The sequence below is a fragment of the Methyloversatilis sp. RAC08 genome (genome assembly GCF_001713355.1).
Lineage (GTDB): Bacteria > Pseudomonadota > Gammaproteobacteria > Burkholderiales > Rhodocyclaceae > Methyloversatilis.
Genome location: NZ_CP016448.1, coordinates 1,564,830 through 1,588,443, shown reverse-complemented (window position 1 = coordinate 1,588,443; position 23,614 = coordinate 1,564,830). Strand labels below are relative to the sequence as shown.

Genomic DNA, 23,614 nt, shown 5'->3' with positions numbered 1-23,614 from the left:
CCATGGCACGCGTGCTGATGTATACAAGCGGCTTTTGTCCGTATTGCTCGCAGGCCGAACGCCTGCTGACGAGCAAGGGTGTGACCGACATCGAGAAGGTGCGCATCGACATCGATCCGGATCGTCGCTCCGAAATGATGGAGCGAACCGGCCGTCGCACGGTGCCACAGATCTACATTGGCGATTACCACGTGGGCGGGTGCGATGATCTTCATGCGCTCGACCGCGAAGGCAAGTTAGACCCCCTGCTGCAGGCGTGAGCCGGTTTTTGCAGCCTTAACCCCCAACCGAGAAGCGAAAAATGGCCGAAGAAGCAGTGCAACCCCAACAGCCCACGGGCCCGGTGTTTTCCATCGAGAAGATCTACGTCAAGGACCTGTCGCTCGAAGTCCCGAACGCACCGGAAATTTTCCTCACCCGCGAAAATCCGACCGTGCAGATCCAGCTGCAGACCGAAGGCAAGGCCGTGCAGGAAGGCGTGTTCAACGTGACGCTTACCGTCACCGTCACCGCCAAGCTCGAAGAGAAGACGATGTTCCTGGTTGAAGTCCGTCAGGCCGGCATCTTCCAGATCCGCAACGTGCCGGCCGAAGACATCCAGCCCATCCTCGGCATCGCCTGCCCGACCATCCTGTTCCCGTACGCCCGCGAAAGCGTGTCGGACGCGGTCAATCGCGCCGGCTTCCCGCCGGTCGTGCTGGCACCGGTCAATTTCGAATCGATCTACCAGCAACGCACGCAGCAGCCGCCCGAAGGCCAGAACGGCGCCACGGTGCAGTGATGAAGCAGGCCGCGTGTGCGGCACTGGTCGCCCTCGTCTGTCCGCTTGCCGCACAGGCGGCGGGCGTCGAGTATCGGTCGCTGTCGGACGTTGCGGTCATGTACGACGCGCCGTCCCGGCAGGCGCGCCAGCAGTTCGTCATCGCGCGCCACACGCCGGTCGAGGTGGTGCGCAGCCAGACCGGATGGGTCAAGGTGCGCGAGCCGGGCGGCATGCTTGCGTGGGTCGAGGCGTCCTCGCTCGCGCCCGTACGCATGGTGATCGTCACCGCGGAGCGGGCGCGCGTTCTGGTCCGTGCAGAAGACGATGCACCACTGGTTTTCGAAGCGGAACGCCGAGTGCTGCTCGAACCGCTCACCGAGGCCGCACCCGCAGGCTGGGCCAAGGTGAAGCATCGAGACGGCCAGAGCGGTTTCGTGCGCATCTCCCAGGTCTGGGGGCTGTGAGCCGGGTCTTGCCGAAATGAAGCTGTGCATCATGGGTGCCGGCGCCTGGGGTACGGCGCTTGCCGTGGCCTATTCGCAGGATCACGACGTGACGCTGTGGTCGCGAGATGCCGACCATGCGTTGTCGCTGCGCAGCACACATTGCAATGAACGCTATCTGCCCGGCATTGCGCTGCCGCCGGGCATTGCGGTGTCGTCTGACGCCGCGTCTGCGCTGAAGGGCTGCGATCTGGCACTGGTCGCGACGCCGATCGCCGGCCTGCGCGCTGCGCTCGAATCGGTCGCGCGCAGCGGGGCACCCGCCGTATTGTGGGCCTGCAAGGGTTTCGAGAGCGGCAGCGGTCTGCTGCCGCACCAGGTGGCGCTGGATGTTTTGCCGGCACAGGTTTCGCGCGGTGCCTTCAGCGGGCCCAGTTTCGCGATCGAGGTGGCACGCGGCCTGCCCACCGCCATCACCGTGGCGAGCGATGACATCGAATTCGTCAGTGCGCTGGTCGCGTCACTGCACAGTCCCCGGCTGCGCCTCTATGCCAATGACGATCTGATCGGCGTCGAGGTCGGTGGCGCCGTCAAGAATGTCATGGCGATCGCCACCGGCGTGTGTGACGGGCTCGGCTTCGGCATGAACGCCCGGGCCGCGCTGATCACCCGCGGTCTGGCCGAAATCGCCCGCCTGGGCGTGGCCCTGGGCGGCCGCAGCCAGACCTTCATGGGACTGGCCGGCATGGGCGACCTCATCCTGACCTGCACTGGCGACCTGTCGCGCAACCGGCGCGTCGGCCTGCTGCTGGCGGAAGGGCGCTCGCTGGATGAGGTGCTGACCACGCTGGGCCATGTGGCCGAAGGTGTGCCGACCGCGCGCGAAGCCGCTGCGCTGGCCGAGCGCCTGCAGGTCGACATGCCTATCACGCAGGCGGTAGCGGCGGTGCTCGACGGGCGACTGGCTGCAGCCGACGCGGTCGAGCGTCTGCTGTCGCGTGACCCGAAGGCGGAAACGCCGCCGCCGTAGTCGGTTTCAGGGCGTTGCCGCGCCGTTGAATCCGCATTGGCGCCACGCTTCATAGGCGACGATGGCCACCGAATTGCTCAGATTCAGGCTGCGGCTGTCCGGCTGCATCGGAATGCGCAGGCGCTGTGCCACCGGCACCGAGTCGAGCAGCGCACCCGGCAGTCCGGCGGTTTCCTGACCGAACAGTAAAATGTCGCCGGCGCGGTACCGCGGTGCCGTGTGTGCGGTGCGCCCGCGCGTGCTCAGGGCGTACAGCCGCGGATCGTCGGGCTGCAGCGCCAGTGCGGCCGCCAGCGCCGCCCAGTCCTCATGCAGCGTCACATTCACCAGGTCGCGGTAGTCCATGCCGGCGCGCGCGAGGTGCTTGTCGGTGATTTCGAAGCCGAGCGGCTTCACCAGATGCAGCCGGAAGCCGCCATTGGCGCACAGCCGCATCACATTGCCGGTGTTGGGCGGAATCTCTGGCTGATACAGGACGATGTGGAACATGGGCGTGCGCCGGGTCGGGGAGCGCGATTGTGCCGTGGCGCGAGCGGTGAAGCTACTTCCCGCGCAGCCGCGGCGTGCGCGCCAGCACCAGATTGGTCACCGTCAGCGCGCCGGCCGACTTGAGCGTGCGCGCGACCTCATGCAGGCTGGCACCGGTCGTCAGCACGTCGTCCACCACGGCGACATGCCGGCCCGCGACCTCGGCGCGCACCGCAAAGGCACCGCGTACATTGCGCCGTCGCTGCGACCACGCGAGGTCGCGCTGCGGCGGCGTGTCGTACAGGCGTACCAGACCGAAGGCATCGAAGTTCAGCCGACCGAGCTTGCCGAGGGCGCGGCCGATCTCAACCGACTGGTTGAAGCCGCGTTCGCGCAGCCGGTCGGGATGCAGCGGCATGGCGAGCAGCAGGTCGCAGGGCGGCAGGCCGAGCGCATGCAGTTCGTGCGCGAACCAGCCGGCCAGCGGCAGGCGGGCGCGGAACTTCAGCGCGTGGATCAACTGGTCGGCAGGTTCCGCGTAAGCCCACACAGCCAGCGTCGCATCGAAGGCCGGCGGATGTTTCAGGCAGCGGCCGCACACGTCGGCGGTCGGAACCGGCAGCGCGCAGACCGGGCAATGCGCCGCGGGCAGGCGTGGCAACTCGTCATGGCATCCGGTGCACAGCAGCGCATCGCCCGATGGCAGGCCGCACAGCCGGCACTCCTGCGGCAGCAATCGCCGGCGAACGGCCCGCGCGGCGGCGATCACGCGGTGCAACATGGGCAGGCCGTTTTCGCGGAAAATGTCGGCTTCGCCGTTTCGGCGCCGATGCGCCCGCCAGATTTCACATCATGCATACCCAGGTCATCCATCTTCCGCCGTCCTCCCGTTCGCAAGTGCCCCAGCGCTGGACCACAGAACAGGTCGAGGCACTGTTCGCGCTCCCGTTTTCCGATCTGATGTTCCGCGCCCAGCAGGTGCACCGCGAGCATTTTGATCCCAATGCCATACAGAGATCCACCCTGCTGTCGATCAAGACCGGCGGCTGCCCGGAAGACTGCGGCTATTGCCCGCAGTCGGTGCGCCATGACACCGGCGTCACCAGCCAGGACCTGCTGCCGGTTGAAGACGTACTGGCCGCCGCGCGCGCCGCGCGCGATGCCGGTGCGACGCGTTTCTGCATGGGTGCGGCCTGGCGCGGCCCGAAGGATCGCGACGTCGAAGCGGTCGCCGAAATGATTTCGGCGGTGAAGGGCCTGGGTCTTGAAACCTGTGCCACGCTGGGCATGCTGCGCGAAGGTCAGGCCGAAACGCTGAAGAAGGCGGGGCTGGATTACTACAATCACAACATCGATACCGCCCCGGAATTTTACGGCGAGGTCATCGGCACGCGCACGCAGGAAGACCGCTTCGACACGCTGGAAGCGGTGCGCGAAGCCGGCATGAACGTGTGCTGCGGCGGCATCGTCGGCATGGGCGAATCGCGTCGCGGCCGCGCCGGCCTGATCGCCACGCTGGCCAGCATGGACACGCCGCCGGAATCGGTGCCGATCAACAATCTGGTCAAGGTGGAAGGCACGCCGCTGGCCGATACGCCGGATCTTGATCCGTTCGAATTCGTGCGCACCATCGCCTGCGCCCGCATCACGATGCCGAAGAGCCATGTGCGTCTGTCGGCCGGGCGCGAAGCGATGAACGACCAGATGCAGGCGCTGTGCTTTCTTGCCGGCGCCAATTCCATCTTCTACGGCGACAAGTTGCTGACCACCGGTAATCCGCAGGCCGACAACGATCGGCGATTGCTGGAGCGACTGGGCATCCGGTCGGTCTGAGCGCGGAGCGCCCGACCATCGTCGCTGCGGTTCCGCCCGATCTCGCACTCGATGCACGCGCAGTGGCGCGAGGCTTCGAGCGTGCCGCAGCGCGCTTCGACGACGCGGCGGTGCTGCATCGTGAAGTGGCCCGGCGCATGGCCGAGCGGCTTGACATGGTCATGCTGAAGCCGGCGCGCCTGCTCGATCTGGGGTGCGGCAGCGGCGCCGATCTGCAGCCGCTGCGCGCCCGTTACCCCGATATGCAGATGATAGGCATAGACCGATCGGCCGCCATGCTCGCGCAGGCAGCGGCCCGCACGCCGCGCTGGCGGCGCTGGCTGCCCGGTGTGCTGGGCGGCCGACAGACCGCGCTGGTGCGTGCAGATATCGCGCGGCTGCCCATTGCGCCGCGCAGCATCGACATGGCATGGTCGAACATGGCGCTGCACTGGCAGGCGGACCTGCCGGCGACACTGCGCGAAGTGCAGCGCTGCGTGCGCGTCGGCGGACTGTTCATGTTTTCCATGCTTGGCCCTGACACGCTGCGCGAGTTGCGTGGCGCGCTGGCTGAAGCCGGGTTGCCTTTGCGTGCGCATCGCTTCATCGACATGCACGATGTCGGCGACATGCTGGTCGAAGCCGGCTTCGCCGAACCGGTGATGGACATGGAACACATCACGCTGACCTTCGACACGCCGGCCGCGCTGTACCGCGATCTGGCCGATACCGGCGGTCACTGCGCGCTGGCCGCACGGCCGCGCGGACTGTTGACGCCGCGTGCCCGCGCGCGGCTCGATGACGCGCTGCTGCGGCTGCGCGACGACGGCCGCCTGCCGGCGACGATGGAAATCATCTATGGTCACGCCTGGCGCGGCGAGCCGCGCCAGACCGAAGACGGCCGCGCCATCATCCAGTTCGAACGCGGCCGGCGGCGATGAAACGCAAGGACGCCGTGCGGGTCAGCGCCAAGGGACGCCGCCTGAAGCCGCGCAATCCACTGGCCACCGCCGCGCTGATGAAGAAAGGCGGCGCACACGCCCGGCAGGACAGGAAGGCCAGCCGCGCACGCTTCAAGGCCGAACTGCTGAAAACGACGGACGGCGACTGACGATGTCGCCGCCAGCCCGGCTCACGCTGCTGATGTGCGCCGCCGAGACGCTGGGCATGACCGGCTTTGCCGCGTATCCGTCCTTCCTGCCGTTGCTGACGGGGGTATGGCGGCTCAGCGGCGCCGAAGCAGGACTGATCGGCGGCGCCCTCTTCTTCGGCTACATGTTGGCCGTGCCCTTTCTGTCCGGTGCCACCGACCGCATTGATGCGCGCCTCGTCTATGTCGCGTCCTGCGTGCTGATGGCAGCCGGCACGCTGGGCTTCGCGCTGCTCGCCCGGGGCGTATGGAGCGGCGCATTCTTCCAGGCGCTGTGCGGCGCCGGGCTGGCCGGCTGCTACATGCCCGGCTTGCGCGTGCTGACCGATCGCGTGTCTACGGCCGCAAGCAATCGACCGATCGCGTTCTACACCGCGAGTTTCGGCATCGGCACCAGCCTGTCGCTGCTGCTGGCCGGCGGCCTCGGCAGCCTGATGGACTGGCGCATCGCGATCGCACTGATGGCGGTCGGCCCGCTGCTGGCGGCCGTCATCGTGTTCGCGGCCACCGCTCCGCATGCGCCACCCGGTGCCGCCCTCGCGCGCTGGCTGCCGCGCTTCGGACCGGTGCTGGCGCATCCGCGGGTGCGCCAGCTGGTGACCGGGTATGCGGTGCACTGCTGGGAGCTGTTCGGCCTGCGGTCGTGGATGGTGGCCTTCATCGCGTTCGCCTACGGTCTGTCGTCGGCGCAGGCCGCGCTGTCGCCGACCGAAGCGGCTGCGCTGATCAATCTGCTCGGACTGCCGATCAGGGTCTGTTGAGCTTGAATCGTGTCCGCGCGCGAATCCTGTTGCGCCCAGATCAAGGCGGACCGACGCAGGCTGACTGGCCGTCAGGCCAGGAGGCCCAACGCGGAGCTGGGCGCAACAGGACCCGCGCCCTTCGGGTTTGCAGCGTGCACGCCACGGACTGCGTTGCGCTCCTGGTCGAGACGGCCAGTCTCGACTTCGTCGTGCGCCTTGTCCGTGGCGTGCGCGCTGCAAACGCGGCCGCGATTCAAGTTCAATAGACCCTGGCATTCTGGGCAACGAAATGGCCGGGCGTGTCGGGCGACGGCGCTGGATCGTCGCCATGATGATCGCCTCGGGCCTGCTGTGCTGGCTGGCCGGCGCTTCGGCGGTGCTGCCCTGGTGGCTCATGCTGTGCGTGCTGGCGCTGTACAACATCGCCGTGATGGCCGATTCGGCCTCGCTGACCGCCGGCCTCGTGCATGCTGCGCCGGCCGCACAGCGCGGAGCGGCGATGGCGCTGTATTCGCTCGGCGGCTTCGGGGCCGGTTTCATCGCACCGCTGGTGTTCGGCGGCGTGCTCGACATGACCGGGGGCATCACCTCCCCTGTGGCATGGACCTTCGCCTGCGGCACGCTGGGCATCGGTTGCCTGCTGTGGGCGCTGGTCGCACTGCGTCGTCCGGCGAGCGCCGCATAGTCCGTTCAGATCATGCCGCAAGGCTTTCTCGGCCACAGTCCGGTCATCTTCGCGCCCTAACCTTCGGCTCACATCGCCGGGTGCCTCTGCGCACCCGACGTCCGACAACGGTTCCGGAGATGACACATGAAAGCCACCCTCGTCGTGCGCAGGCACACGCTTGCCATCCTGATTTCGTCGCTGTTCGCCGGGCCGGCGCTGGCCGAAGGTCTCACACTTCTGCACGTTGGTGACCAGGAGTCGTGGCTGCTGTCGGCGCAGGGCAACCTGCGTGACAACGCATCGCAGGCAGTGTCGTTCTACGGCGGAGTCGATCGCCTCGCCAGCGTCATGTTCGCCGCCGAATCGGCTGCCGCACTGGCTGGCAACACGGTGTTCAAGCTCAACGCGGGTGACGCCTTCCTGCCCGGACCGCGCCTGAACGCGAGTTTCGTCAATCTGGGTACGTCGTACATCGACGGCGGGCAGGATTTCTATGACGCGATCGCGATGCGTCACATCGGTTTCGATGCTGCGGTGTTCGGCAATCATGAATTCGACCTTGGCCCGGATGTCGCGGCGCGCTTCGCCGAGGTTTCAGGCACCACCTACCTGTCGTCCAACCTGAACTTCAGTGCCACACCCGCCTTCGCGTCGCTGGCGGCGACCGGCACGGTCGCGCCCTACACGCTGCTGAGCACGAATGGCGGCAACAAGGTGGCGGTGGTCGGTGTCACGACACCGCGGCTGCCGAACATCAGTTCGCCGGGTGCGGTGAATCTGACGGCGGGCTGGAGTGCAGGCAATACCGAGACGCAGAACCTGCAGGCGCTGGTGCCTTTCGTGCAGCAGCAGATCGACGCCGCGCGCGCAGAAGGTGCGGGCAGCGTCATCGTGATCAGCCACCTGCAGAACGCCGCCAACGAGCGCGACGTGCTGATCCCCGGTCTGCGCGGCGTCGATGTCGTGCTGTCCGGCGGCGGCCACGAATTGATGGCCGATGCCGACGATGTGCTGATTCCGAACGATGTGCGCGCCATCACCGGCCTGCCGCAGATGATTGCGGATGCCGACGGCAAAAGCGTGGCCATGGTGACCTCGAACTTCGGCAACCGTTACGTCGGGGAACTGAACCTCACGCTGCACGACACGACGGGTGTCGTGACCGCGATCAACGGCGCCAATCTGTACCGTGTGTCGGGCGCACTGGCCGACGCCGACGCGGTGGTCGGTGACAGCTTCCTGAAGACGGCGGTGGTCGATCCGGTCAAGGGCTATATCGATGTACTGAATGCGACCGTGATCGGTCAGTCGGAGGTCTTCCTGAATGGCAACCGCGGCGCCGCCGGTGCCCCGGGCAGCTTCCAGGCGGGGGTGCGCAACGCGGAAACCAATCTGGGCAATCTGGTTGCAGATGCCATGCGTCATGCCGGCGGCACCGATATCGCGATCCAGAACGGCGGCGGCATCCGTACTTCGATCAACGTCGGCGACGTCAGTGTGGGCAACACGTTTGACGTGCTGCCCTTCACCAATCTGGTCGATGTCGCACCGAGTGTCAATGCGGAACAGCTGAAGACCATCATGGAACATTCGGTTGCCACTGCATCGGCCAGCGGCAACGCAGACGGCCGCTTCGCCCAGGTGTCCGGCATGCGTGTCGTGTATGACACGACGCGGGCGTCGGGCGACCGGATCGTCAGCATCGTGCTCGATGACGGCACCGTGCTGGTGCAAGACGGCGAAGTGGTGGATGGCGCACGCAGCTTCTCGCTGACCACGATCGATTTCACCGCCAACGGTGGTGACGGCTACCCGTTCGCCGCCGCCGGCATCGAATTCGAGAATGCCGTCAGTTCGATCACCTACCAGCAGGCGCTGCAGGAATACATCACCGACGCGACCTCGGAAGGGGGTCTGGGCGGTGTCATCAGCGCCAGCCGCTACGGTGTTGCAGACCCGCTCGACCCGGCCGGTCGTCTGGTCGATCTGGCGATTTCTCCGGTGCCGGAAGCCGATACCTGGGCCATGCTTCTTGCCGGTCTGGGCATGATCGGCGCGTTTGCCCGCCGTCGCGCTTACGCCGCGGCTGTCTGATCGGGCTGCTGCTTCACCTTGTCTCGCGGCCCGTCCCGTATCGCGGATGGGCCGCTTCGATTATCCTGCCCCTCTGGAAATCCAAATGTCATCAAACGATCGCATCGTTTCGCCCCGCCTCGCCCTGACGCTTGCCATCGTCGGTCTGTTCGCTTCGGCCGCGCACGCCGACAGCACGCCGCAAACCCTGCCTTTTGCGCAGGACTGGACGAACATCGGCCTGATCACGACCAATGACGACTGGAGTGGCGTACCCGGCATCACCGGCTATCGCGGCGATGACCTGACCAGCGCGACCGGCGTCGATCCGCAGACCATCACGGCCGACGGCACCTCGTCGCCGGTCGACGTGAACGCCAACCAGACCAATCCGAACACCTTCAGCACCGGTGGCGTCACCGAATTCCACCTGACCGACCCGGTCGTCGCACTGACCGGCTCCGGCACCGCCGATGCGCCGTTCATCCTGCTGTCGCTGAACACCACCGGCCACAGCGGCATCGTCGTGCGCTACGACCTGCGCGACCTCGACGGCTCGGCGGACAACGCGCAGCAGCAGGTTGCGCTGCAGTACCGCGTCGGCGCCAGCGGCAGCTTCATCAATGTGCCGGACGCCTACGTGGCCGACGCGACCGAAGGCCCGTCGCTGGCTGGCAAGGTGACGCCGGTGCAGGTCACGCTGCCGGCCGACGCCGACAACCAGCCGCTGCTGCAGCTGCGGGTGATCACGAGCAACGCGCCGGGCAACGACGAGTGGGTCGGCATCGACAACATATCGGTGCAGGGCGGCGGCAGCGGTGCGGTGAATCAACCCATCGTGACCACCTGCCCGGCGCTTGCGCTGCAGGCCGGCGAAGCGGGCAGCGTGACGGTGGCGGCCAGCGATGCCGACAGCGTGGTCGAGGGCTTCTCGCTGACCGGCACCCTGCCGGATGGCGTGACGGTCGACGGTTTTGCCCCGGCGACCGCCGACGGCGGCAGCGCATCGGCTCAGGTCAGCGTCGCGGCAGGCACTGCGACCGGTCAGTACAGCATCGGTCTGCGATTCACGAACAACGAGGCGCAGGAAGGAACGTGCAGTGTCGACATCACGGTCGCGGCGCCGGCGGCCATCGTGCCCATCCCGGCGATCCAGGGCAGCGGTGACGCCAGCCCGCTGATCGGTCAGGTCGTCAGCACCGAAGGCGTGGTCAGCGCCGTATTCCCCGGTCTGAACGGCTACACCCTGCAGGACGACGCCGGCGATGGCGACGTGAGCACATCGGATGGCATTTTCGTGTTCGCCCCGGGCAATACGGCCGTGGTCGGCCAGCGGCTGCGTCTGACCGCGAATGTCACCGAGTTCAACACGGTGACCCAGCTCACGTCGCCGAGCGCCGTGCAGGTGCTGGGCAGCGGCGTGACGATCACGCCGACCGACATCGTGCTGCCGGAGGCAGTCGAGGGCGAATTGGAGCGCTACGAAGGCATGCTGGTGCGTATCACCTCGCCGCTCACCGTGTCGCAGAACTACTTCCAGGGGCGCTACGGTCAGGTCACGCTATCGGCCGAAGGGCGCATGGAAATCCCGACCAACCGCCATCCGGCGGGCAGCGCCGAAGCACTTGCGCTGCGCGACGAGAACGCGCGTCGCCGCATCGTGCTCGACGACGGTTCGACCGCACAGAACCCGAACCCGATTCCGTTCATCGGCGCCGACAACACGCTGCGTGCCGGCGACACGGTGAATGGTCTGACCGGCGTCATCGACCATGGTCTGATCACCGCGTCGAGCACCGGACCGCGCGACTACAAGCTGCATCCGGTGGTGACGCCGGAATTCAGCCGCGACAATCCGCGCACCGCCACGCCGACCGCGGTTGGCGGCAATGTGCGGGTGGCCAGCTTCAACGTGCTGAACTACTTCAGCACGATCGACCAGGCGGGTGCATCGTGCTTCCCGACCAGCACGCGCAGCGACTGTCGCGGCGCCGACAGCGCACTCGAATTCACCCGTCAGCGCGACAAGATCGTCGCCGCGCTGCAGGCGATGGATGCCGACGTGGTCGGCCTGATCGAGATCGAAAACAACGGCCAGGCCGCGGTGAACAATCTGGTCGCTGCGCTGAACGCGTCCTACGGCGGCACGGTGTATGCGGCAGTCGGGCTGCCGGTCGGCGGTACCGGCACCGACGCCATCCGTCAGGCCATGATCTACAAGCCCTCGAAGGTCGTTCCGGTCGGCAGCGCGATCAGCGACACCGCGGCGGTCCATAACCGTCCGCCGCTGGCGCAGACCTTCGCCGCGGCCAACGGCGAGCGCTTCACCGTCATCGTGAATCACTTCAAGTCGAAGTCCTGCGGCGATGCCGCCGGTATCGAGGCCGATCAGGGCGATGGTCAGGGCTGCTGGAATCCGCTGCGCGTGCAGCAGGCGGCGGCGCTGCAGACCTTCATCCAGCAACTGCCGGGCCTGGGTGGTGCGGCTGACGTGCTGGTCATCGGCGACCTGAACGCCTATGCGAAGGAAGATCCCGTCCTCGCGCTCACCTCGGGCGGGCTGAGCGATCTGGCCGCAGGCATCGAGCTCAACTACACCTACACCTTCGACGGCGAAAGCGGTGCGCTCGACCATGCGCTGGCCAGTGCCGCGCTGGCCGGCAAGGTGAGTGGCATCACGCAGTGGCACATCAACACCGACGAGCCCTTCGTGATCGACTACAACACCGAGTTCAAGCCGCAGGACCTTTATGCGCCGACCGCCTTCCGCTCGTCGGACCACGATCCGGTGCTCATCGGGCTGAACCTGCTGCGCACGATCAACGGCGGTGCGGGTCGCGACACGCTGACCGGCACGCCGGGCGATGACGTCATCACCGGCGGCGAGGGGGCAGACCTGCTGACCGGCGGCGACGGTGCGGACACCTTCGTCTATCGAAGCGTGCGCGATGCGCTCGACACCATCACCGACTTCGATCCGCAGCAGGATCGGCTGGATGTGCGCCAGCTGCTGGCAGGCGTCACGACCGGCAGCGACCCGCTGACCAGCGGCCATATCAGTCTTCGCCAGACCGGCCCGAACACGATGGTGCTGTTCGACGCTGACGGCTCGGCCGGTCGCGCTGCTGCCCGTCCTCTGGTGACCCTGCGCAATGTGCTGCCGGCCCAGCTGGGCAGCGCGTCCTTCCGTTATTGAACCCTGACGTTCCGGAGATACGAACATGACCTTCAAACCCCTTGCCGCTGCAGCGTTGTTCGCTTCGCTGTTCGCCACCGCTGCGCACGCCGACGTGAGCTTCAGCGAAAACTTCAACAGCGGATACGCCGCCAACTGGCAGACTGCAGGCGATGTATCCGAACAGGACAACTCGGGCGACCTTTACGTCGCACTGACCACAGCGTCGCCACAGTTTCAGGACGACTTTCCGCTGCCGGCCGGCGTGTTCAATCTGACCGGGGTGGCACCGGTCGAAGCAGGTCTTGCACTGGAAACGCTGATCGGCGCAGCGCCGGGCGCATTCGACCGCGGAGATGAGTTTGCTTACGAAGGCTCGGCCATCTGGCGCACCGTGAACGTGAATGTCGGTGACATCCTGCGCTTCGACTGGCTGCTGGCGACCAACGAAGTCGGCGCCGAAGCGCGGCCGGACTTCGCCTTCCTGTCGGTCGACGGCGACATCACGCGCATCGCTTCGGTCGCTGACGCCACGTCGGCGCCGATTCTCGACTTTGTGGCCGACACCGGCATCCGCAGCTTCGAATACGTGTTCACGCGCGGCGGTGCAGTGCAGCTGGCGTTCGGCGTCGTCGATGTGGGCGACTTCGGCGTGACGACCGCGCTGGCGATCGACAACGTGAGCATCACCGCGGTGCCGGAACCGGAAAGCTGGGCGCTGATGTTGGCGGGCCTGATCGGTGTGGCGGGCGCCGCCCGTCGCGCGCGTCGCTGAGCGACACCCTTACGCCGTCTGCGCCGCCACGAGCGCGCGCAGACGGCGGGCATGCCACAGGCGCACGGCAAACAGCGTGGCGAGGATGCAGGCGTACAGGATGGGTTCGGTCAGGTCCTTCTTCACCAGCCACCAGTAGTGCGCCACACCGAGCACGCCGACCACGTACACCAGCTTGTGCAGCCGCTGCCAGGTCCGGCCGCCGAGCCGACGCACCATGCCGTTGGTTGAGGTCACGACGAGCGGCAGCAGCAGCAGGAACGCACCGAACCCGATCGTGATGAAGGGCCGCTTGATGATGTCCTTCACGATGTCTTCGATGTCGAAGAACTGGTCCAGCCACAGATAGATGAGCAGGTGCAGGCTGGCGTAGAAGAATGCGTAAAGCCCGAGCATGCGGCGCAGGCGTACCAGCCAGTGCCAGCCGGTGATCTGGCGCAGCGGCGTCACGGCCAGCGTCACCAGCAGCAGGCGCAGCGTCCAGTCACCGGTGGCGCGCGTGATGTATTCGATCGGGTTGGCGCCCAGCCGGTCGGCGTAGGCGCCGAATGCCAGCCATAGAAGCGGCATCAGGCACGCGACCCAGACGACGCGCCACAGCCAGCCGAACGTGGTGCGCCCCGGTGTCCAGGCGCGCGCGTTGCGGCTGGCGGGCTGTGCGGTCGAGGCGCGCGCCTGCACCTCAGTAATACTTCCTCAGGTCCATGCCGGTGTAGAGCGACGCAACCTGATCGCCGTAACCATTGAACATCAGCGTCTTGCGCTTCGAAAACTCGCCGATGCGCCGTTCGCGTCCCTGGCTCCAGCGCGGGTGGTCGACGTCCGGATTCACATTCGAATAGAAGCCGTACTCACGCCCGGCGGCGCGCGACCAGGCGCTGAGCGGTTCCTTGTCGGTGAAGCGGATCTTCACGATCGATTTCGCGCTCTTGAAGCCGTACTTCCATGGCACCACCAGTCGCATCGGCGCGCCGTTCTGGTTCGGCAGCACTTCGCCGTACAGGCCTACCGCCATCAGGGTGAGCGGATGCAGGGCTTCGTCAAGCCGCAGGCCTTCGACATACGGCCACTCGAGCACGGCGCTGCGCACCCCGGGCATGGTTTTCGGATCGGCCAGCGTGGTGAATTCAACGTATTTTGCACTGCCCAGCGGTTCGACCTGCCTGAGCAGCGCTGACAGCGGAAGGCCGACCCAGGGCACGACCATCGACCACGCTTCGACGCAGCGCAGCCGGTAGATGCGCTCCTCGAGCGGTGCCAGTTTCAGCACCTCCTCGATGCCCAGCGTCTTCGGCTTCTGCACCAGGCCCTCGATGCTGACCGTCCACGGCCGGGTGGACATGCGGTGGGCGTTCTTCGAGGGATCGCCCTTGTCGGTACCGAATTCGTAGAAATTGCAGTAGCTGGTGATGTCTTCGTAGTCGTTCAGTTTTTCGTCGGTCGAGAAAGGGCTCTTCACCAGTGGCCCGAGTTTTTCGCCACGCTTGCCCTGCGCGCCGGCGATCTCCGGCAGGCCGCCGAGCAGCGCCGCACCGGCGCCCAGTCCGGCCGCACGGATGAAGTCGCGGCGAGTATCGAACAGCGCGCGTGGCGTGATGTCGGACGGCGCGATGTCGGCCGGGCGTCTGATAAGCATGGTGAAGCTCCTCGTTGTACGCTGCAGGGTGTCAGACCAGTGCTGACCGGCCGCATCGGCGCGACCTTACCCGTATGACTGCAGATGAACCGAAAGATTTTTCCCGAACTGCTCGAACTGCTGATGTGCGAGGTGCCGCAGGCCAAGTGCGCTGCAGTGGCTTCACTGTGGGCAGACTGGCAGGCGGGCGTGGTGTTCGATCGCGCGGCAGCGCTGCCGCATGCCATCGACGAACCCGGCCGTCCGGTGCGACCTGAACTGGTCGAGCCCTCTGCGCTGCGTTCGCGCCGCGTGGGCACGCGCGAAGGTCATGCGGCAATGATCCATGCGATCTGCCACATCGAATTCACCGCCATCAACCTTGCACTCGACGCCGCCTGGCGCTTCCGGGATCTGCCTGACGCCTACCTGGCCGACTGGCTGTGCGTGGCGGCCGACGAAGCGCGCCACTTCGGTCTGCTGCGCGCCCACCTGCAGACGCTGGGCTTCGACTATGGCGACTTTCCGGCACACGCCGGCCTGTGGGACATGGCGCGGCGCACTGCCGATGACGCGCTGACCCGAATGGCGCTGGTGCCGCGCGTGCTCGAGGCGCGCGGGCTGGACGCAACGCCTCCCATCATGGACAAGCTGCGCACCATCGGCGACGCGCCGGCGCTGGCCATTCTCGACCTCATCCTGAGTGACGAAATCACCCACGTCGCGATCGGCGACCGCTGGTTCCGTCATCTTTGCGCGCAGCGCGGACTGGCGCCCGAAGCCACCTTCCTCCAACTGTTCAATACCTTCAATGCACCGCGCCTGCAGCCACCGGTCAACGAAAAAGCCCGCCTGGCGGCGGGCTTTTCTGCAACCGAAATCGACAGCCTGAGCGCTCAGCGCAGGCCGGCCGCGTAGTCCGAAACTGCCTTGATTTCCGCATCGGTCATTTTGACCGCAATCATGCGCATCATCTTGGCCGGATCATTCGCGCGTTCAGCAACGCGGAAATACTTCAGCTGCGTTTCAGTGTATTCGGCGTGCTGGCCAGCGATGCGCGGATACTGAGCCGGCATGCCGGCACCGGCCGGGCCGTGGCAGCCGGCACAGGCGGGCAGACCCTTTTCGAGGTCGCCGCCGCGCCACAGGCGCTGGCCCAGTTCGATGCTTTCGCGATTGCCCTTGGCCTTCTCCGGCGTCTGGGTCTGGCTCGCGTAGTAGGCCGAAACATTGCGCATGTCGGCTTCCGACAGGCCGGACGCCAGTGCGCCCATGATGGCGTTGGCGCGCTCCGGCGGCTGGCCGTCCTTGCTGCGGAAATTCATCAGCTGCTTGTACAGATACTCCGGATGCTGGCCGGCCAGCTTCGGGTTGACCGCGATGACGCTGTTGCCGTCTGCACCATGACAGGCCGCGCACACCTGCGTCGCGACGGTCTTGCCGGCTGCAATGTCCGCTTTCGGGGCGGCTTTTTCTTCAGACGCCAGCGCGCTGGCGGAAACCAGGGTCAGAGACAGGGCAAAACCGAAAGACTTGAGCATACGCATGACTATCCTTGAACGATGAATCCGGTCTGTGGCCCGGTCGATGGCCGGGTCGGTGCCGGATGTATCTGTGGCCGGTTGAATAGGGTGATACGGTAAACTCCTCATTTTACCGTGTTTTCCTGGGCGCGCGTGGCGCGTAATCGATTTGTCCTCTCTGTTCCGCGGTGCTGCATTTCATCTGTCCGTCGCCAAGCCATCGGGCCTGCCGGCGCCTGCCGGGCCGGAAATCGCCTTTGCAGGGCGTTCCAATGCAGGTAAATCGAGTGCCATCAATACCCTGGTCGGCCACACGCGCCTGGCCTTCGTCAGCAAAACGCCGGGGCGTACCCAGCTGATCAACTACTTCACGCTGGTGCGTGGCGGCTTCCTGGTCGACCTGCCCGGCTACGGCTATGCCCAGGTACCGATCGAAGTCCGCAAGGCCTGGGCCGGGCTGATCGAGCGCTATCTGAAGGAGCGCGAAAGCCTGGCCGGCCTTGTGCTCATCATGGATGCGCGCCACCCGCTCACGCCTCTGGACTGGAACATGATCGAATGGTTCTCGGTAAGCGGCAAGCCGATGCATGTTTTGCTGACCAAGGCCGACAAGCTGACCCGCAGCGCTCAGGCGGCAACGCTGGCCGACGTGCGCAGACAGCTGTCCGGCATGGGAGACCAGGTCAGCGTGCAACTGTTCTCCAGCCTGAAGAAGACCGGTGTCGAGGAAGCCGAAGCGGCCGTTTCGCCCTGGCTGGCCGCGCATCTGCCCGATCAGGCGTCGTCGACACCCGTCTGAGGCCTGCTGCACTGAAACGGCCCACGGCGCACAGAACGCCGGAGCCGGAAAGAAAAAAGCCCACGGCCAAAGGGGATGGAAGCCGTGGGCTCGAAACGCCTCTTGAAGAAGCACCCGCTCAGGGAGGTGAAGCGGGTGACGGCTTGCACCGTCGCTTGCTCTGACCGGGTCGCGTCGGCGCGAGTTCCGGAATTGTTGCGTCGCCGCAGCGCGCGCCGGCTTGTACCGGCACGCGGAGCCGGGCGCCCTCGTACTATCATCGCGGCTTTGCGAACCGGGCCCCTGCAATGTCCTTTCCTCCCGCCAGCCATTTCCCGTCCACCCGCCTGCGCCGCATGCGCCGCGATGATTTTTCGCGCCGACTCATGCGCGAGCACACGCTCACCGCCAACGACCTGATCTATCCGGTATTCGTGCTCGACGGCCCGACGCGCAGCGAAGCCGTGGCATCGATGCCCGGCGTGAGCCGGGTCAGCGTCGATGTGCTGATGGGGCTGGCCGAGCAGGCGGTTTCGCTCGGCGTACCCGCGCTGGCGTTGTTTCCGGTGATCGACGCCCCGCTGAAGACCGACGATGCGGCCGAAGCGTGGAATCCGGACGGGCTGGTACCGCGCACGGTACAGGCGTTGAAGGCGCGGTTCCCCGAACTCGGCGTGATCACCGACGTTGCGCTCGATCCCTACACCAGCCACGGTCAGGACGGCCTGATCGATGCGACCGGCTATGTGATGAACGACGAAACGCTCGAGGCGCTGGCCAAACAGGCGCTCTGCCATGCGCGCGCCGGCGCCGATGTCGTCGCGCCTTCGGACATGATGGACGGGCGCATCGGCCGCATCCGGTTCGAACTCGACGCGCACCGCATGATCCACACGCGCATCCTCGCCTATTCTGCCAAGTACGCGTCGGCCTTCTACGGCCCGTTCCGCGACGCGGTGGGTTCGGCCGGCAACCTCGGCAAGGGCAACAAGTACACCTATCAGATGGACCCGGCGAACAGCGACGAGGCGATCCGCGAAGTGTCGCTCGACATCGCCGAAGGTGCGGACATGGTCATGGTAAAGCCGGGCATGCCGTATCTGGACATCGTGCGCCGCGTGAAGTCGGAGCTGGGTGTGCCGACCTATGCCTACCAGGTCAGTGGCGAATACGCGATGCTGAAGGCTGCGGTAGCCAACGGCTGGCTGGACGAGCGCGCCACCGCGATGGAAGCGCTGCTGGCGTTCAAGCGCGCCGGGGCAGACGGCATCCTGACGTATTACGCGCTGGACGCGGCGCGCTGGCTCAGGGACGCCTGACCCGAAGCAGTCGTATGGCGTGCGGCAGCTTCAGCACCGAGGTCAGCCGCAGGTCGACGTAGTTGTGGTGGCCTGCGCCGCGGCTGATCCACACGGTGCGCATGCCGAGCTGTTTAGCGGTGCGCAGATTGGCCGCGGTGTCCTCGACCATGATGCAGTCCGACGCCGTCACGTGCTGGTCGCGCAACAGATGCAGGAAGCCTGCGAGCCGGGGTTTCGGCACGTAGCGCGAATGTTCGATCGCATGTACCGCGTCGAACAGGTGACGCATGCCCATCACCGCCAGCACCGCTTCGGCGTAATGCGCCGGTCCGTTCGTGAATACGATCCTGCGGCCCGGCAGGCGGGTCAGCATGTGGCGCAGCGCGCGGTCGAACACGACACACGGACGCAGCGCCTCGACGTCGTGCGTCCCGCGCAGGAAATGTGACGGCCGCGTGCCGTGGTGGCGCATCAGGCCGAGCAGCGTGGCCCCGTAGCGGTGCCAGTAGTGCGTTCTCAGCCGGTCCGCTTCGGCGTGTTCGAGCGCGAGCTCGGTCATGAGCCAGGCGGTCATCGCCCGGTTCAGGTGCGGAAAAATGTGCGGATTGGCGTCGTGCAGCGTGTTGTCCAGATCGAAGATCCAGACCGGAGATCGCCCCGCCTGCGGGCTCACTTGCTCTTGATCAGCGTGCCGACGCCGTCGTTGGTCAGCACTTCGAGCAGCAGCGCATTGGGCACGCGCCCGTCGATGATGTGCACGCTTTTCACGCCGCTGCGCGCTGCATCGAGCGCCGAGCCGATCTTGGGCAGCATGCCACCGGACAGCGTACCGTCCGCGATCATGGCGTCCACGTCACGCGGCGTGATGCCGGTCAGCAGATTGCCTTCCTTGTCCAGCACGCCCGGTGTGTTGGTCAGCAGCACCAGTTTTTCCGCCTTCAGGATTTCCGCCAGCTTGCCGGCCACCACGTCGGCGTTGATGTTGTAGCTTTCGCCATCCGGGCCCACGCCGATCGGCGCGATCACCGGAATGAAGTCGCCGCTGTCCAGGAAGTTGATGATGGTCGGGTCGATCGACACGATGTCGCCGACCAGACCGATGTCGAGCATTTCGTCCGGCTTGTCCTTGTTCGGCATCATCAGCTTGGTGGCCCGGATGAAGGACGCGTCCTGCCCGGTCAGTCCGACCGCCTTGCCGCCGGCCTGATTGATCAGGTTCACGATGTCCTTGTTCACGTGGCCGCCGAGCACCATTTCGACGATGTCCATCGTTTCATCGTCGGTCACGCGCATGCCCTGCACGAAGGTGCCCTGCTTGCCGACCCGCTTCAGCAGGTCGTCGATCTGCGGTCCGCCGCCATGCACCACCACTGGATTCATGCCGACCAGCTTGAGCAGCGTCACGTCGCGCGCGAAACCCAGCTTCAGTGCAGGGTCGGTCATGGCGTTGCCGCCGTACTTGATGACGATGGTGCGGTCCTGGAAGCGCCGGATATAGGGCAGCGCCTCCGAAAGCACGGCGGCCTTGGCGTGGGGTGACAGTCCGGAAGTCAGGTCGGAAGAGTGGGGCATTTCGGGTGTCCGGCAGCTGGAGATGATGGTGGCGGATTCTAGCCGTGCACTGCACAAACAAAAAGCGGACACCCCGGGGTGTCCGCTTCCGATGCAACGCCGGTCCGATTTACTGGATGGTCAGCTTGCGCGACGCAGCGACCACCTTTTTCGGCAAGGTCAGTTCCAGCACGCCGTCGCTGAAACGGGCCTGGGCGTTCGCCTCGTCGATATCCTGGCCGAGCTGGAAGCTGCGCGACACCTTGCCGTAGTGGCGTTCCGAGCGCAGCACGCGCTCGCCATCCTTGTTCTCGACCGTGCGCTTCTTCTCCGCACTGATCGACACCACCGGCCCTTCGATGCTGACGTGGATATCGTCCTTGGTCACGCCCGGAAGATCGGCATGCACCGTGTAGGCGTCCTTGTCTTCTTTCACGTCGACCTTCAGTGCCGGTACGTCCGGATTGCCGGCGAGATCAACCGGCTGCAGCACGAGGCCGCGGAAGTCCTTGAACAGGTTTTCGAACGGATCCCAACGGTTAACTTGATTCATGGCTTTCCCTTTCATGTCTGGTGCGGGGGAGCGCCCGCGTGTTTCCAAACTAGGGTCGGGGAAAAATGATTTCAAGACCGCCGCTGCAAGGGCTTGCGCTGGATCAACATCCTTATCGCATCGCGATTTGTCCAGGAAAACACGGCGTCGAGCGCATCGCGCCACGGCAGCCAGCGCCAGTCGCGGTGTTCGTCGGGAGCCAGGGTGATCGGTGTGTCGCGCGGCACGCACAGGCTGAACAGATGTTCGGTGTTGTGGGTGACGCCGGGCGGATAGCGGTGGCGCCACATCGGGAATATTTCGAAACGACTGCTGTGGTGCCAGCGCTCGAACCGTGCAGCCGGGGCGACGATGCCGGTTTCTTCCGCCACTTCCCGCTGCGCAGCCTCGGCCAGCGATTCGCCGGCTTCGACGCTGCCGGTGACCGATTGCCAGAAGCCCGGGTGCTTCGCCCGTTCGATCAGCAGGATGTCGCCACAGGCACTGTGGATCAGCACCAGGACCGACTGCGGTCGCTTCATGCGCTGGCCATGAAGGGGCGTGCCAGCGTATTCGGCTGGTCGATCAGCACCCAGAACGGCGTGCCGCGCGCGCGCCATTCGGCGGCGGCCTCGTCGAGCACGGCGACGATGGCGTTGAAGTCGTCCTTGCAATGTTCGACCGGCTTCGCGCAGCCACTCAGATGCACCAGATATCCGCCGGCCGGTATCCATGACAGGTCACCGAGGCAGTCGCCGAGCGCGTCGAGGTTGTGGCCGAAGGTGGCGGGAAAGCCGAAGGTGTCGGCAAAGGCCTGGAACAGCGAAGCGCGGTCGCGCGCGTCCTTGAGATCGAGACCGATCAGCAGCAATCCGGCCTGATCAGCCACGCGCGCTGCGCGGGCAGCCGCAGTGGGCTGCGCGAAAAAAACGCCGCTGCGCGAGGCGTCGCGCAATCGGGCCTCCATCGATGTCGGTGGCGGCAGGGAAGACATGGTTACTCCTTGATGCGGCGGAAACTTCGGTAGTGATCGCCAGTGTAGTAATACTCGCCCGAACTGCGCACGTCGCGTTCGGCGCCCTCGCCCGCGACGATGCGCCGCGCACCGCGGTGGTTCAGACCCGGGGTGCGAACCGTGTACTCACGGTAATAGCCGCGCTGGCGCGCCGGCAGCAGACGTTCGCGGTTCTGGAAAACGATGCCGTCACGCGGGTACGGAAACGGCCCGCCCTGCTTGATCAGCATCAGCGTGCGCGCGGCTTCCGGCGGCAGTCGGTCGAGCTCGACCTCGGGCAGGCTGCCGGGCGGCGCAAAGCCGCTGAGCAGCAGCCAGAGCAGTGCAAGCATCGCACTGCGGCTGGCCTGGCGACACAGTCCCGAGGTCATCAAGCGTGCCTACTGCGCCGCGTCCGCCTTCGCGGTATTGCGCAGGCGGATGTGCAGGTCGCGCAGCTGACGCTCATCCACCGGGCTCGGCGCCTGCGTCAGCAGACACTGTGCGCGCTGGGTCTTCGGGAAGGCGATCACGTCGCGGATCGACTCGGCACCGGTCATCATCGTGACGATGCGGTCCAGACCGAAAGCCAGGCCACCATGCGGCGGCGCGCCGTACTTCAACGCGTCGAGCAGGAAGCCGAACTTGAGCTGTTGTTCTTCCGGGCCGATGTTCAGCGCCTCGAATACGGTTTCCTGCACCGCAGACTGGTGAATACGCACCGAGCCGCCGCCGATTTCCCAGCCGTTCAGCGCCAGATCGTAGGCCTTGGCCAGACACTTGCCCGGATCGGTCTTCAGCAAGCCGATGTGGTCGTCCTTCGGGCTGGTGAAGGGATGGTGGCAGGCGTTCCAGCGTTTTTCGTCCTCGTCGTACTCGAACATCGGGAAGTCGATCACCCACAGCGGGCGCCACGCGTCGCCGGTGACGTACTTCTTTTCATGGCCGATCTTCAGGCGCAGCGCGCCGAGCGCGTCCGACACCACCTTGCTCCTGTCGGCACCGAAGAAGATCACATCGCCACTTTGTGCGCCGGTGCGCGCCATGATGGCGGCCAGAGATTCAGGGCTCAGATTCTTGACGATGGGCGACTGCAGCCCTTCCTCGTTCAGTTTCGTGACGTCATTGACCTTGATGTAGGCGAGGCCGCGCGCGCCGTAGATCTTGACGAATTCGGTGTAGCTGTCGATCTCGCCGCGCGACAGCGATGCGCCGCCCGGCACGCGCAGCGCGGTGACGCGGCAGGCCGGATCGTTGGCCGGGCCCGAAAACACCTTGAACGCAACGTCCTTGACCGCATCGGCGACATCGACCAGTTCGAGCGTGACGCGCAGATCAGGCTTGTCGGAACCGAAGCGGTCCATCGCTTCGGCGTAGGTCATGCGCGGGAAAGGCGACGGCAGTTCGACCGCGAGCGCCTCCCTGAACACATAGCGGATCATTTCCTCCATCAGCGCGGTGATCTCGTGCTCGTCGAGGAAGCTGGTTTCGATATCGACCTGGGTGAATTCCGGCTGACGGTCGGCGCGCAGGTCTTCGTCGCGGAAGCACTTGGTCAGTTGGTAATAGCGGTCGTAGCCGGCCACCATCAGCAGCTGCTTGAACAGTTGCGGCGACTGCGGCAGCGCGAAGAAATGACCATCGTGCACGCGGCTGGGCACCAGGTAGTCGCGCGCGCCTTCCGGCGTGCTCTTGGTCAGCATCGGCGTTTCGATGTCGATGAAGCCCTTTTCGTCGAGGAAGCGGCGGAAGGCCATTGCGGTCTTGTAGCGCAGCATCATGTTCTTCTGCATCGCCGGGCGACGCAGGTCGATCACGCGGTGCGTCAGGCGCACCGTTTCCGACAGGTTCTCGTCGTCGAGCGGGAAGGGCGGCGTGACGGACGGGTTCAGCACCTCGACTTCATGCGCCAGCACTTCGATCTGACCGGACACCAGATTGGCGTTGGTCGTGCCTTCCGGGCGGCGGCGCACGCGGCCGGTCACCTTCAGGCAGAACTCGTTGCGGACCGATTCGGCGACGGCGAAGGTTTGCGCGCGGTCGGGGTCGCACACGATCTGCACCAGTCCTTCGCGGTCGCGCAGGTCGATGAAGATGACGCCGCCGTGATCACGCCGGCGGTGCGCCCAGCCGAACAGTGTGACGGTCTGATCAAGATAGCCCGCATCTAGCAGGCCGCAGTATTGCGTACGCATGGTGTGTTTCCGGAAGAGAGAAGGGG

Annotated in this window: 27 protein-coding genes; 15 read left to right on the top strand and 12 right to left on the bottom strand. The window is 65.9% G+C overall.

Annotated features, from left to right (window positions below; genetic code table 11):
- Window positions 1-2 precede the first annotated feature (2 nt).
- Genes grxC through BSY238_RS07265 form a run of 4 tightly spaced genes read left to right on the top strand, consistent with a single transcriptional unit; the run spans window position 3 to window position 2,236 of the window.
- Window positions 3-260 carry a glutaredoxin 3 gene (grxC, locus tag BSY238_RS07280; RefSeq protein WP_069038542.1) on the top strand — a complete coding sequence of 86 codons (258 nt, stop codon included), beginning with the start codon at window positions 3-5 and terminating at the stop codon, window positions 258-260.
- A 41-nt stretch (window positions 261-301) separates the two neighbouring features.
- Window positions 302-781 (top strand): protein-export chaperone SecB, encoded by a 480-nt coding sequence (gene secB, locus BSY238_RS07275; protein ID WP_069038541.1) that lies wholly within the window; start codon window positions 302-304, stop codon window positions 779-781.
- The gene (locus BSY238_RS07270; RefSeq protein WP_069038540.1) at window positions 781-1,227 is read left to right on the top strand and encodes an SH3 domain-containing protein; all 447 of its coding nucleotides are present in this window, start codon (window positions 781-783) and stop codon (window positions 1,225-1,227) included. The genes secB and BSY238_RS07270 overlap by 1 nt, the downstream gene beginning before the upstream one ends.
- A gap of 16 nt (window positions 1,228-1,243) precedes the next feature.
- Entirely contained in the window at window positions 1,244-2,236 is a 993-nt protein-coding gene (locus BSY238_RS07265; RefSeq protein WP_069038539.1) for an NAD(P)H-dependent glycerol-3-phosphate dehydrogenase, read from the top strand.
- 6 nt (window positions 2,237-2,242) lie between these two features.
- Here BSY238_RS07265 and BSY238_RS07260 read toward each other — a convergent pair whose 3' ends face one another.
- On the bottom strand, window positions 2,243-2,725 hold the full coding sequence (locus BSY238_RS07260; protein ID WP_069038538.1) for a tRNA (cytidine(34)-2'-O)-methyltransferase: 483 nt from the start codon (window positions 2,723-2,725) through the stop codon (window positions 2,243-2,245).
- A gap of 52 nt (window positions 2,726-2,777) precedes the next feature.
- A complete protein-coding gene (locus tag BSY238_RS07255) occupies window positions 2,778-3,485 on the bottom strand; it encodes a ComF family protein (RefSeq protein ID WP_069038537.1) in 708 nt (235 codons plus the stop codon).
- A 71-nt stretch (window positions 3,486-3,556) separates the two neighbouring features.
- Between BSY238_RS07255 and bioB the strand changes: the two genes are divergently transcribed.
- The 8 genes from bioB (at window position 3,557) to BSY238_RS07215 (ending at window position 13,099) form a co-directional block, all read left to right on the top strand.
- Window positions 3,557-4,537 (top strand): biotin synthase BioB, encoded by a 981-nt coding sequence (bioB, locus tag BSY238_RS07250; protein WP_069038536.1) that lies wholly within the window; start codon window positions 3,557-3,559, stop codon window positions 4,535-4,537.
- A gap of 62 nt (window positions 4,538-4,599) precedes the next feature.
- Complete coding sequence (locus BSY238_RS07245) at window positions 4,600-5,457, top strand: methyltransferase domain-containing protein (protein ID WP_223300308.1); 858 nt, start codon at window positions 4,600-4,602, stop codon at window positions 5,455-5,457.
- A complete protein-coding gene (locus BSY238_RS18530; protein ID WP_069038534.1) occupies window positions 5,454-5,627 on the top strand; it encodes a transposase in 174 nt (57 codons plus the stop codon). The genes BSY238_RS07245 and BSY238_RS18530 overlap by 4 nt, the downstream gene beginning before the upstream one ends.
- Before the next feature lie 2 nt (window positions 5,628-5,629).
- Window positions 5,630-6,427 carry an MFS transporter gene (locus tag BSY238_RS07235; RefSeq protein WP_223300307.1) on the top strand — a complete coding sequence of 266 codons (798 nt, stop codon included), beginning with the start codon at window positions 5,630-5,632 and terminating at the stop codon, window positions 6,425-6,427.
- A 310-nt stretch (window positions 6,428-6,737) separates the two neighbouring features.
- The gene (locus BSY238_RS07230) at window positions 6,738-7,094 is read left to right on the top strand and encodes a hypothetical protein (protein ID WP_223300306.1); all 357 of its coding nucleotides are present in this window, start codon (window positions 6,738-6,740) and stop codon (window positions 7,092-7,094) included.
- A gap of 126 nt (window positions 7,095-7,220) precedes the next feature.
- Complete coding sequence (locus BSY238_RS07225; protein WP_069038532.1) at window positions 7,221-9,170, top strand: 5'-nucleotidase C-terminal domain-containing protein; 1,950 nt, start codon at window positions 7,221-7,223, stop codon at window positions 9,168-9,170.
- 85 nt (window positions 9,171-9,255) lie between these two features.
- Complete coding sequence (locus tag BSY238_RS07220) at window positions 9,256-12,345, top strand: ExeM/NucH family extracellular endonuclease (protein ID WP_069040530.1); 3,090 nt, start codon at window positions 9,256-9,258, stop codon at window positions 12,343-12,345.
- Between the two features lie 25 nt (window positions 12,346-12,370).
- Window positions 12,371-13,099 (top strand): PEP-CTERM sorting domain-containing protein, encoded by a 729-nt coding sequence (locus BSY238_RS07215; RefSeq protein WP_069038531.1) that lies wholly within the window; start codon window positions 12,371-12,373, stop codon window positions 13,097-13,099.
- Window positions 13,100-13,108: 9 nt separating this feature from the next.
- Here BSY238_RS07215 and BSY238_RS07210 read toward each other — a convergent pair whose 3' ends face one another.
- Window positions 13,109-13,669: a sulfite oxidase heme-binding subunit YedZ gene (locus BSY238_RS07210; protein WP_083224131.1), complete on the bottom strand. Its 561-nt coding sequence runs from the start codon at window positions 13,667-13,669 to the stop codon at window positions 13,109-13,111.
- 112 nt (window positions 13,670-13,781) lie between these two features.
- Window positions 13,782-14,735: a protein-methionine-sulfoxide reductase catalytic subunit MsrP gene (msrP, locus tag BSY238_RS07205; RefSeq protein WP_069038530.1), complete on the bottom strand. Its 954-nt coding sequence runs from the start codon at window positions 14,733-14,735 to the stop codon at window positions 13,782-13,784.
- An 84-nt stretch (window positions 14,736-14,819) separates the two neighbouring features.
- Between msrP and BSY238_RS07200 the strand changes: the two genes are divergently transcribed.
- Window positions 14,820-15,632 (top strand): ferritin-like domain-containing protein, encoded by an 813-nt coding sequence (locus BSY238_RS07200; RefSeq protein ID WP_069038529.1) that lies wholly within the window; start codon window positions 14,820-14,822, stop codon window positions 15,630-15,632.
- Here BSY238_RS07200 and BSY238_RS07195 read toward each other — a convergent pair.
- Window positions 15,611-16,261 carry a c-type cytochrome gene (locus tag BSY238_RS07195; protein ID WP_083223957.1) on the bottom strand — a complete coding sequence of 217 codons (651 nt, stop codon included), beginning with the start codon at window positions 16,259-16,261 and terminating at the stop codon, window positions 15,611-15,613. The genes BSY238_RS07200 and BSY238_RS07195 overlap by 22 nt on opposite strands.
- Before the next feature lie 145 nt (window positions 16,262-16,406).
- On the opposite strand from BSY238_RS07195, the gene yihA reads away from it, so the two are divergent.
- Both yihA and hemB read left to right on the top strand, forming a co-directional pair.
- Window positions 16,407-17,036 carry a ribosome biogenesis GTP-binding protein YihA/YsxC gene (gene yihA, locus BSY238_RS07190; RefSeq protein ID WP_069038527.1) on the top strand — a complete coding sequence of 210 codons (630 nt, stop codon included), beginning with the start codon at window positions 16,407-16,409 and terminating at the stop codon, window positions 17,034-17,036.
- Window positions 17,037-17,323: 287 nt separating this feature from the next.
- Window positions 17,324-18,334: a porphobilinogen synthase gene (gene hemB, locus BSY238_RS07185; RefSeq protein WP_069038526.1), complete on the top strand. Its 1,011-nt coding sequence runs from the start codon at window positions 17,324-17,326 to the stop codon at window positions 18,332-18,334.
- Here the strand turns inward: hemB and BSY238_RS07180 are convergent.
- The 7 genes from BSY238_RS07180 to aspS form a co-directional block, all read right to left on the bottom strand.
- The gene (locus BSY238_RS07180) at window positions 18,321-18,914 is read right to left on the bottom strand and encodes an HAD-IA family hydrolase (RefSeq protein WP_236952620.1); all 594 of its coding nucleotides are present in this window, start codon (window positions 18,912-18,914) and stop codon (window positions 18,321-18,323) included. The genes hemB and BSY238_RS07180 overlap by 14 nt on opposite strands.
- Window positions 18,915-18,985: 71 nt before the next feature.
- Window positions 18,986-19,888, bottom strand: coding sequence for an acetylglutamate kinase (gene argB / locus BSY238_RS07175; RefSeq protein ID WP_069038525.1), 903 nt, complete (start codon window positions 19,886-19,888; stop codon window positions 18,986-18,988).
- A gap of 109 nt (window positions 19,889-19,997) precedes the next feature.
- Entirely contained in the window at window positions 19,998-20,420 is a 423-nt protein-coding gene (locus BSY238_RS07170) for an Hsp20/alpha crystallin family protein (protein WP_069038524.1), read from the bottom strand.
- Window positions 20,421-20,491: 71 nt separating this feature from the next.
- Window positions 20,492-20,941 (bottom strand): dihydroneopterin triphosphate diphosphatase, encoded by a 450-nt coding sequence (nudB, locus tag BSY238_RS07165; RefSeq protein WP_069038523.1) that lies wholly within the window; start codon window positions 20,939-20,941, stop codon window positions 20,492-20,494.
- Window positions 20,938-21,393, bottom strand: a complete 456-nt coding sequence (locus tag BSY238_RS07160) for a barstar family protein (RefSeq protein WP_069038522.1) — start codon at window positions 21,391-21,393, stop codon at window positions 20,938-20,940. The genes nudB and BSY238_RS07160 overlap by 4 nt, the downstream gene beginning before the upstream one ends.
- Window positions 21,394-21,395: 2 nt before the next feature.
- On the bottom strand, window positions 21,396-21,785 hold the full coding sequence (locus tag BSY238_RS07155; RefSeq protein WP_069038521.1) for a ribonuclease domain-containing protein: 390 nt from the start codon (window positions 21,783-21,785) through the stop codon (window positions 21,396-21,398).
- A gap of 9 nt (window positions 21,786-21,794) precedes the next feature.
- Window positions 21,795-23,588, bottom strand: coding sequence for an aspartate--tRNA ligase (aspS, locus tag BSY238_RS07150; RefSeq protein ID WP_069038520.1), 1,794 nt, complete (start codon window positions 23,586-23,588; stop codon window positions 21,795-21,797).
- Window positions 23,589-23,614 lie beyond the last annotated feature (26 nt).

Excerpts from the sequence above, each read along its gene's own strand:
- grxC (WP_069038542.1), top strand. The coding sequence starts at position 3 with ATGGCACGCGTGCTGATGTATACAAGCGGCTTTTGTCCGTATTGCTCG.
- secB (WP_069038541.1), top strand. The coding sequence starts at position 302 with ATGGCCGAAGAAGCAGTGCAACCCCAACAGCCCACGGGCCCGGTGTTT.
- BSY238_RS07270 (WP_069038540.1), top strand. The coding sequence starts at position 781 with ATGAAGCAGGCCGCGTGTGCGGCACTGGTCGCCCTCGTCTGTCCGCTT.
- BSY238_RS07265 (WP_069038539.1), top strand. The coding sequence starts at position 1,244 with ATGAAGCTGTGCATCATGGGTGCCGGCGCCTGGGGTACGGCGCTTGCC.
- BSY238_RS07260 (WP_069038538.1), bottom strand. The coding sequence starts at position 2,725 with ATGTTCCACATCGTCCTGTATCAGCCAGAGATTCCGCCCAACACCGGC.
- BSY238_RS07255 (WP_069038537.1), bottom strand. The coding sequence starts at position 3,485 with ATGTTGCACCGCGTGATCGCCGCCGCGCGGGCCGTTCGCCGGCGATTG.
- bioB (WP_069038536.1), top strand. The coding sequence starts at position 3,557 with ATGCATACCCAGGTCATCCATCTTCCGCCGTCCTCCCGTTCGCAAGTG.
- BSY238_RS18530 (WP_069038534.1), top strand. The coding sequence starts at position 5,454 with ATGAAACGCAAGGACGCCGTGCGGGTCAGCGCCAAGGGACGCCGCCTG.
- BSY238_RS07235 (WP_223300307.1), top strand. The coding sequence starts at position 5,630 with ATGTCGCCGCCAGCCCGGCTCACGCTGCTGATGTGCGCCGCCGAGACG.
- BSY238_RS07230 (WP_223300306.1), top strand. The coding sequence starts at position 6,738 with ATGATGATCGCCTCGGGCCTGCTGTGCTGGCTGGCCGGCGCTTCGGCG.
- BSY238_RS07225 (WP_069038532.1), top strand. The coding sequence starts at position 7,221 with ATGAAAGCCACCCTCGTCGTGCGCAGGCACACGCTTGCCATCCTGATT.
- BSY238_RS07220 (WP_069040530.1), top strand. The coding sequence starts at position 9,256 with ATGTCATCAAACGATCGCATCGTTTCGCCCCGCCTCGCCCTGACGCTT.
- BSY238_RS07215 (WP_069038531.1), top strand. The coding sequence starts at position 12,371 with ATGACCTTCAAACCCCTTGCCGCTGCAGCGTTGTTCGCTTCGCTGTTC.
- BSY238_RS07210 (WP_083224131.1), bottom strand. The coding sequence starts at position 13,669 with ATGCCGCTTCTATGGCTGGCATTCGGCGCCTACGCCGACCGGCTGGGC.
- msrP (WP_069038530.1), bottom strand. The coding sequence starts at position 14,735 with ATGCTTATCAGACGCCCGGCCGACATCGCGCCGTCCGACATCACGCCA.
- BSY238_RS07200 (WP_069038529.1), top strand. The coding sequence starts at position 14,820 with ATGAACCGAAAGATTTTTCCCGAACTGCTCGAACTGCTGATGTGCGAG.
- BSY238_RS07195 (WP_083223957.1), bottom strand. The coding sequence starts at position 16,261 with ATGCGTATGCTCAAGTCTTTCGGTTTTGCCCTGTCTCTGACCCTGGTT.
- hemB (WP_069038526.1), top strand. The coding sequence starts at position 17,324 with ATGTCCTTTCCTCCCGCCAGCCATTTCCCGTCCACCCGCCTGCGCCGC.
- argB (WP_069038525.1), bottom strand. The coding sequence starts at position 19,888 with ATGCCCCACTCTTCCGACCTGACTTCCGGACTGTCACCCCACGCCAAG.
- BSY238_RS07170 (WP_069038524.1), bottom strand. The coding sequence starts at position 20,420 with ATGAATCAAGTTAACCGTTGGGATCCGTTCGAAAACCTGTTCAAGGAC.
- nudB (WP_069038523.1), bottom strand. The coding sequence starts at position 20,941 with ATGAAGCGACCGCAGTCGGTCCTGGTGCTGATCCACAGTGCCTGTGGC.
- BSY238_RS07160 (WP_069038522.1), bottom strand. The coding sequence starts at position 21,393 with ATGTCTTCCCTGCCGCCACCGACATCGATGGAGGCCCGATTGCGCGAC.
- BSY238_RS07155 (WP_069038521.1), bottom strand. The coding sequence starts at position 21,785 with ATGACCTCGGGACTGTGTCGCCAGGCCAGCCGCAGTGCGATGCTTGCA.
- aspS (WP_069038520.1), bottom strand. The coding sequence starts at position 23,588 with ATGCGTACGCAATACTGCGGCCTGCTAGATGCGGGCTATCTTGATCAG.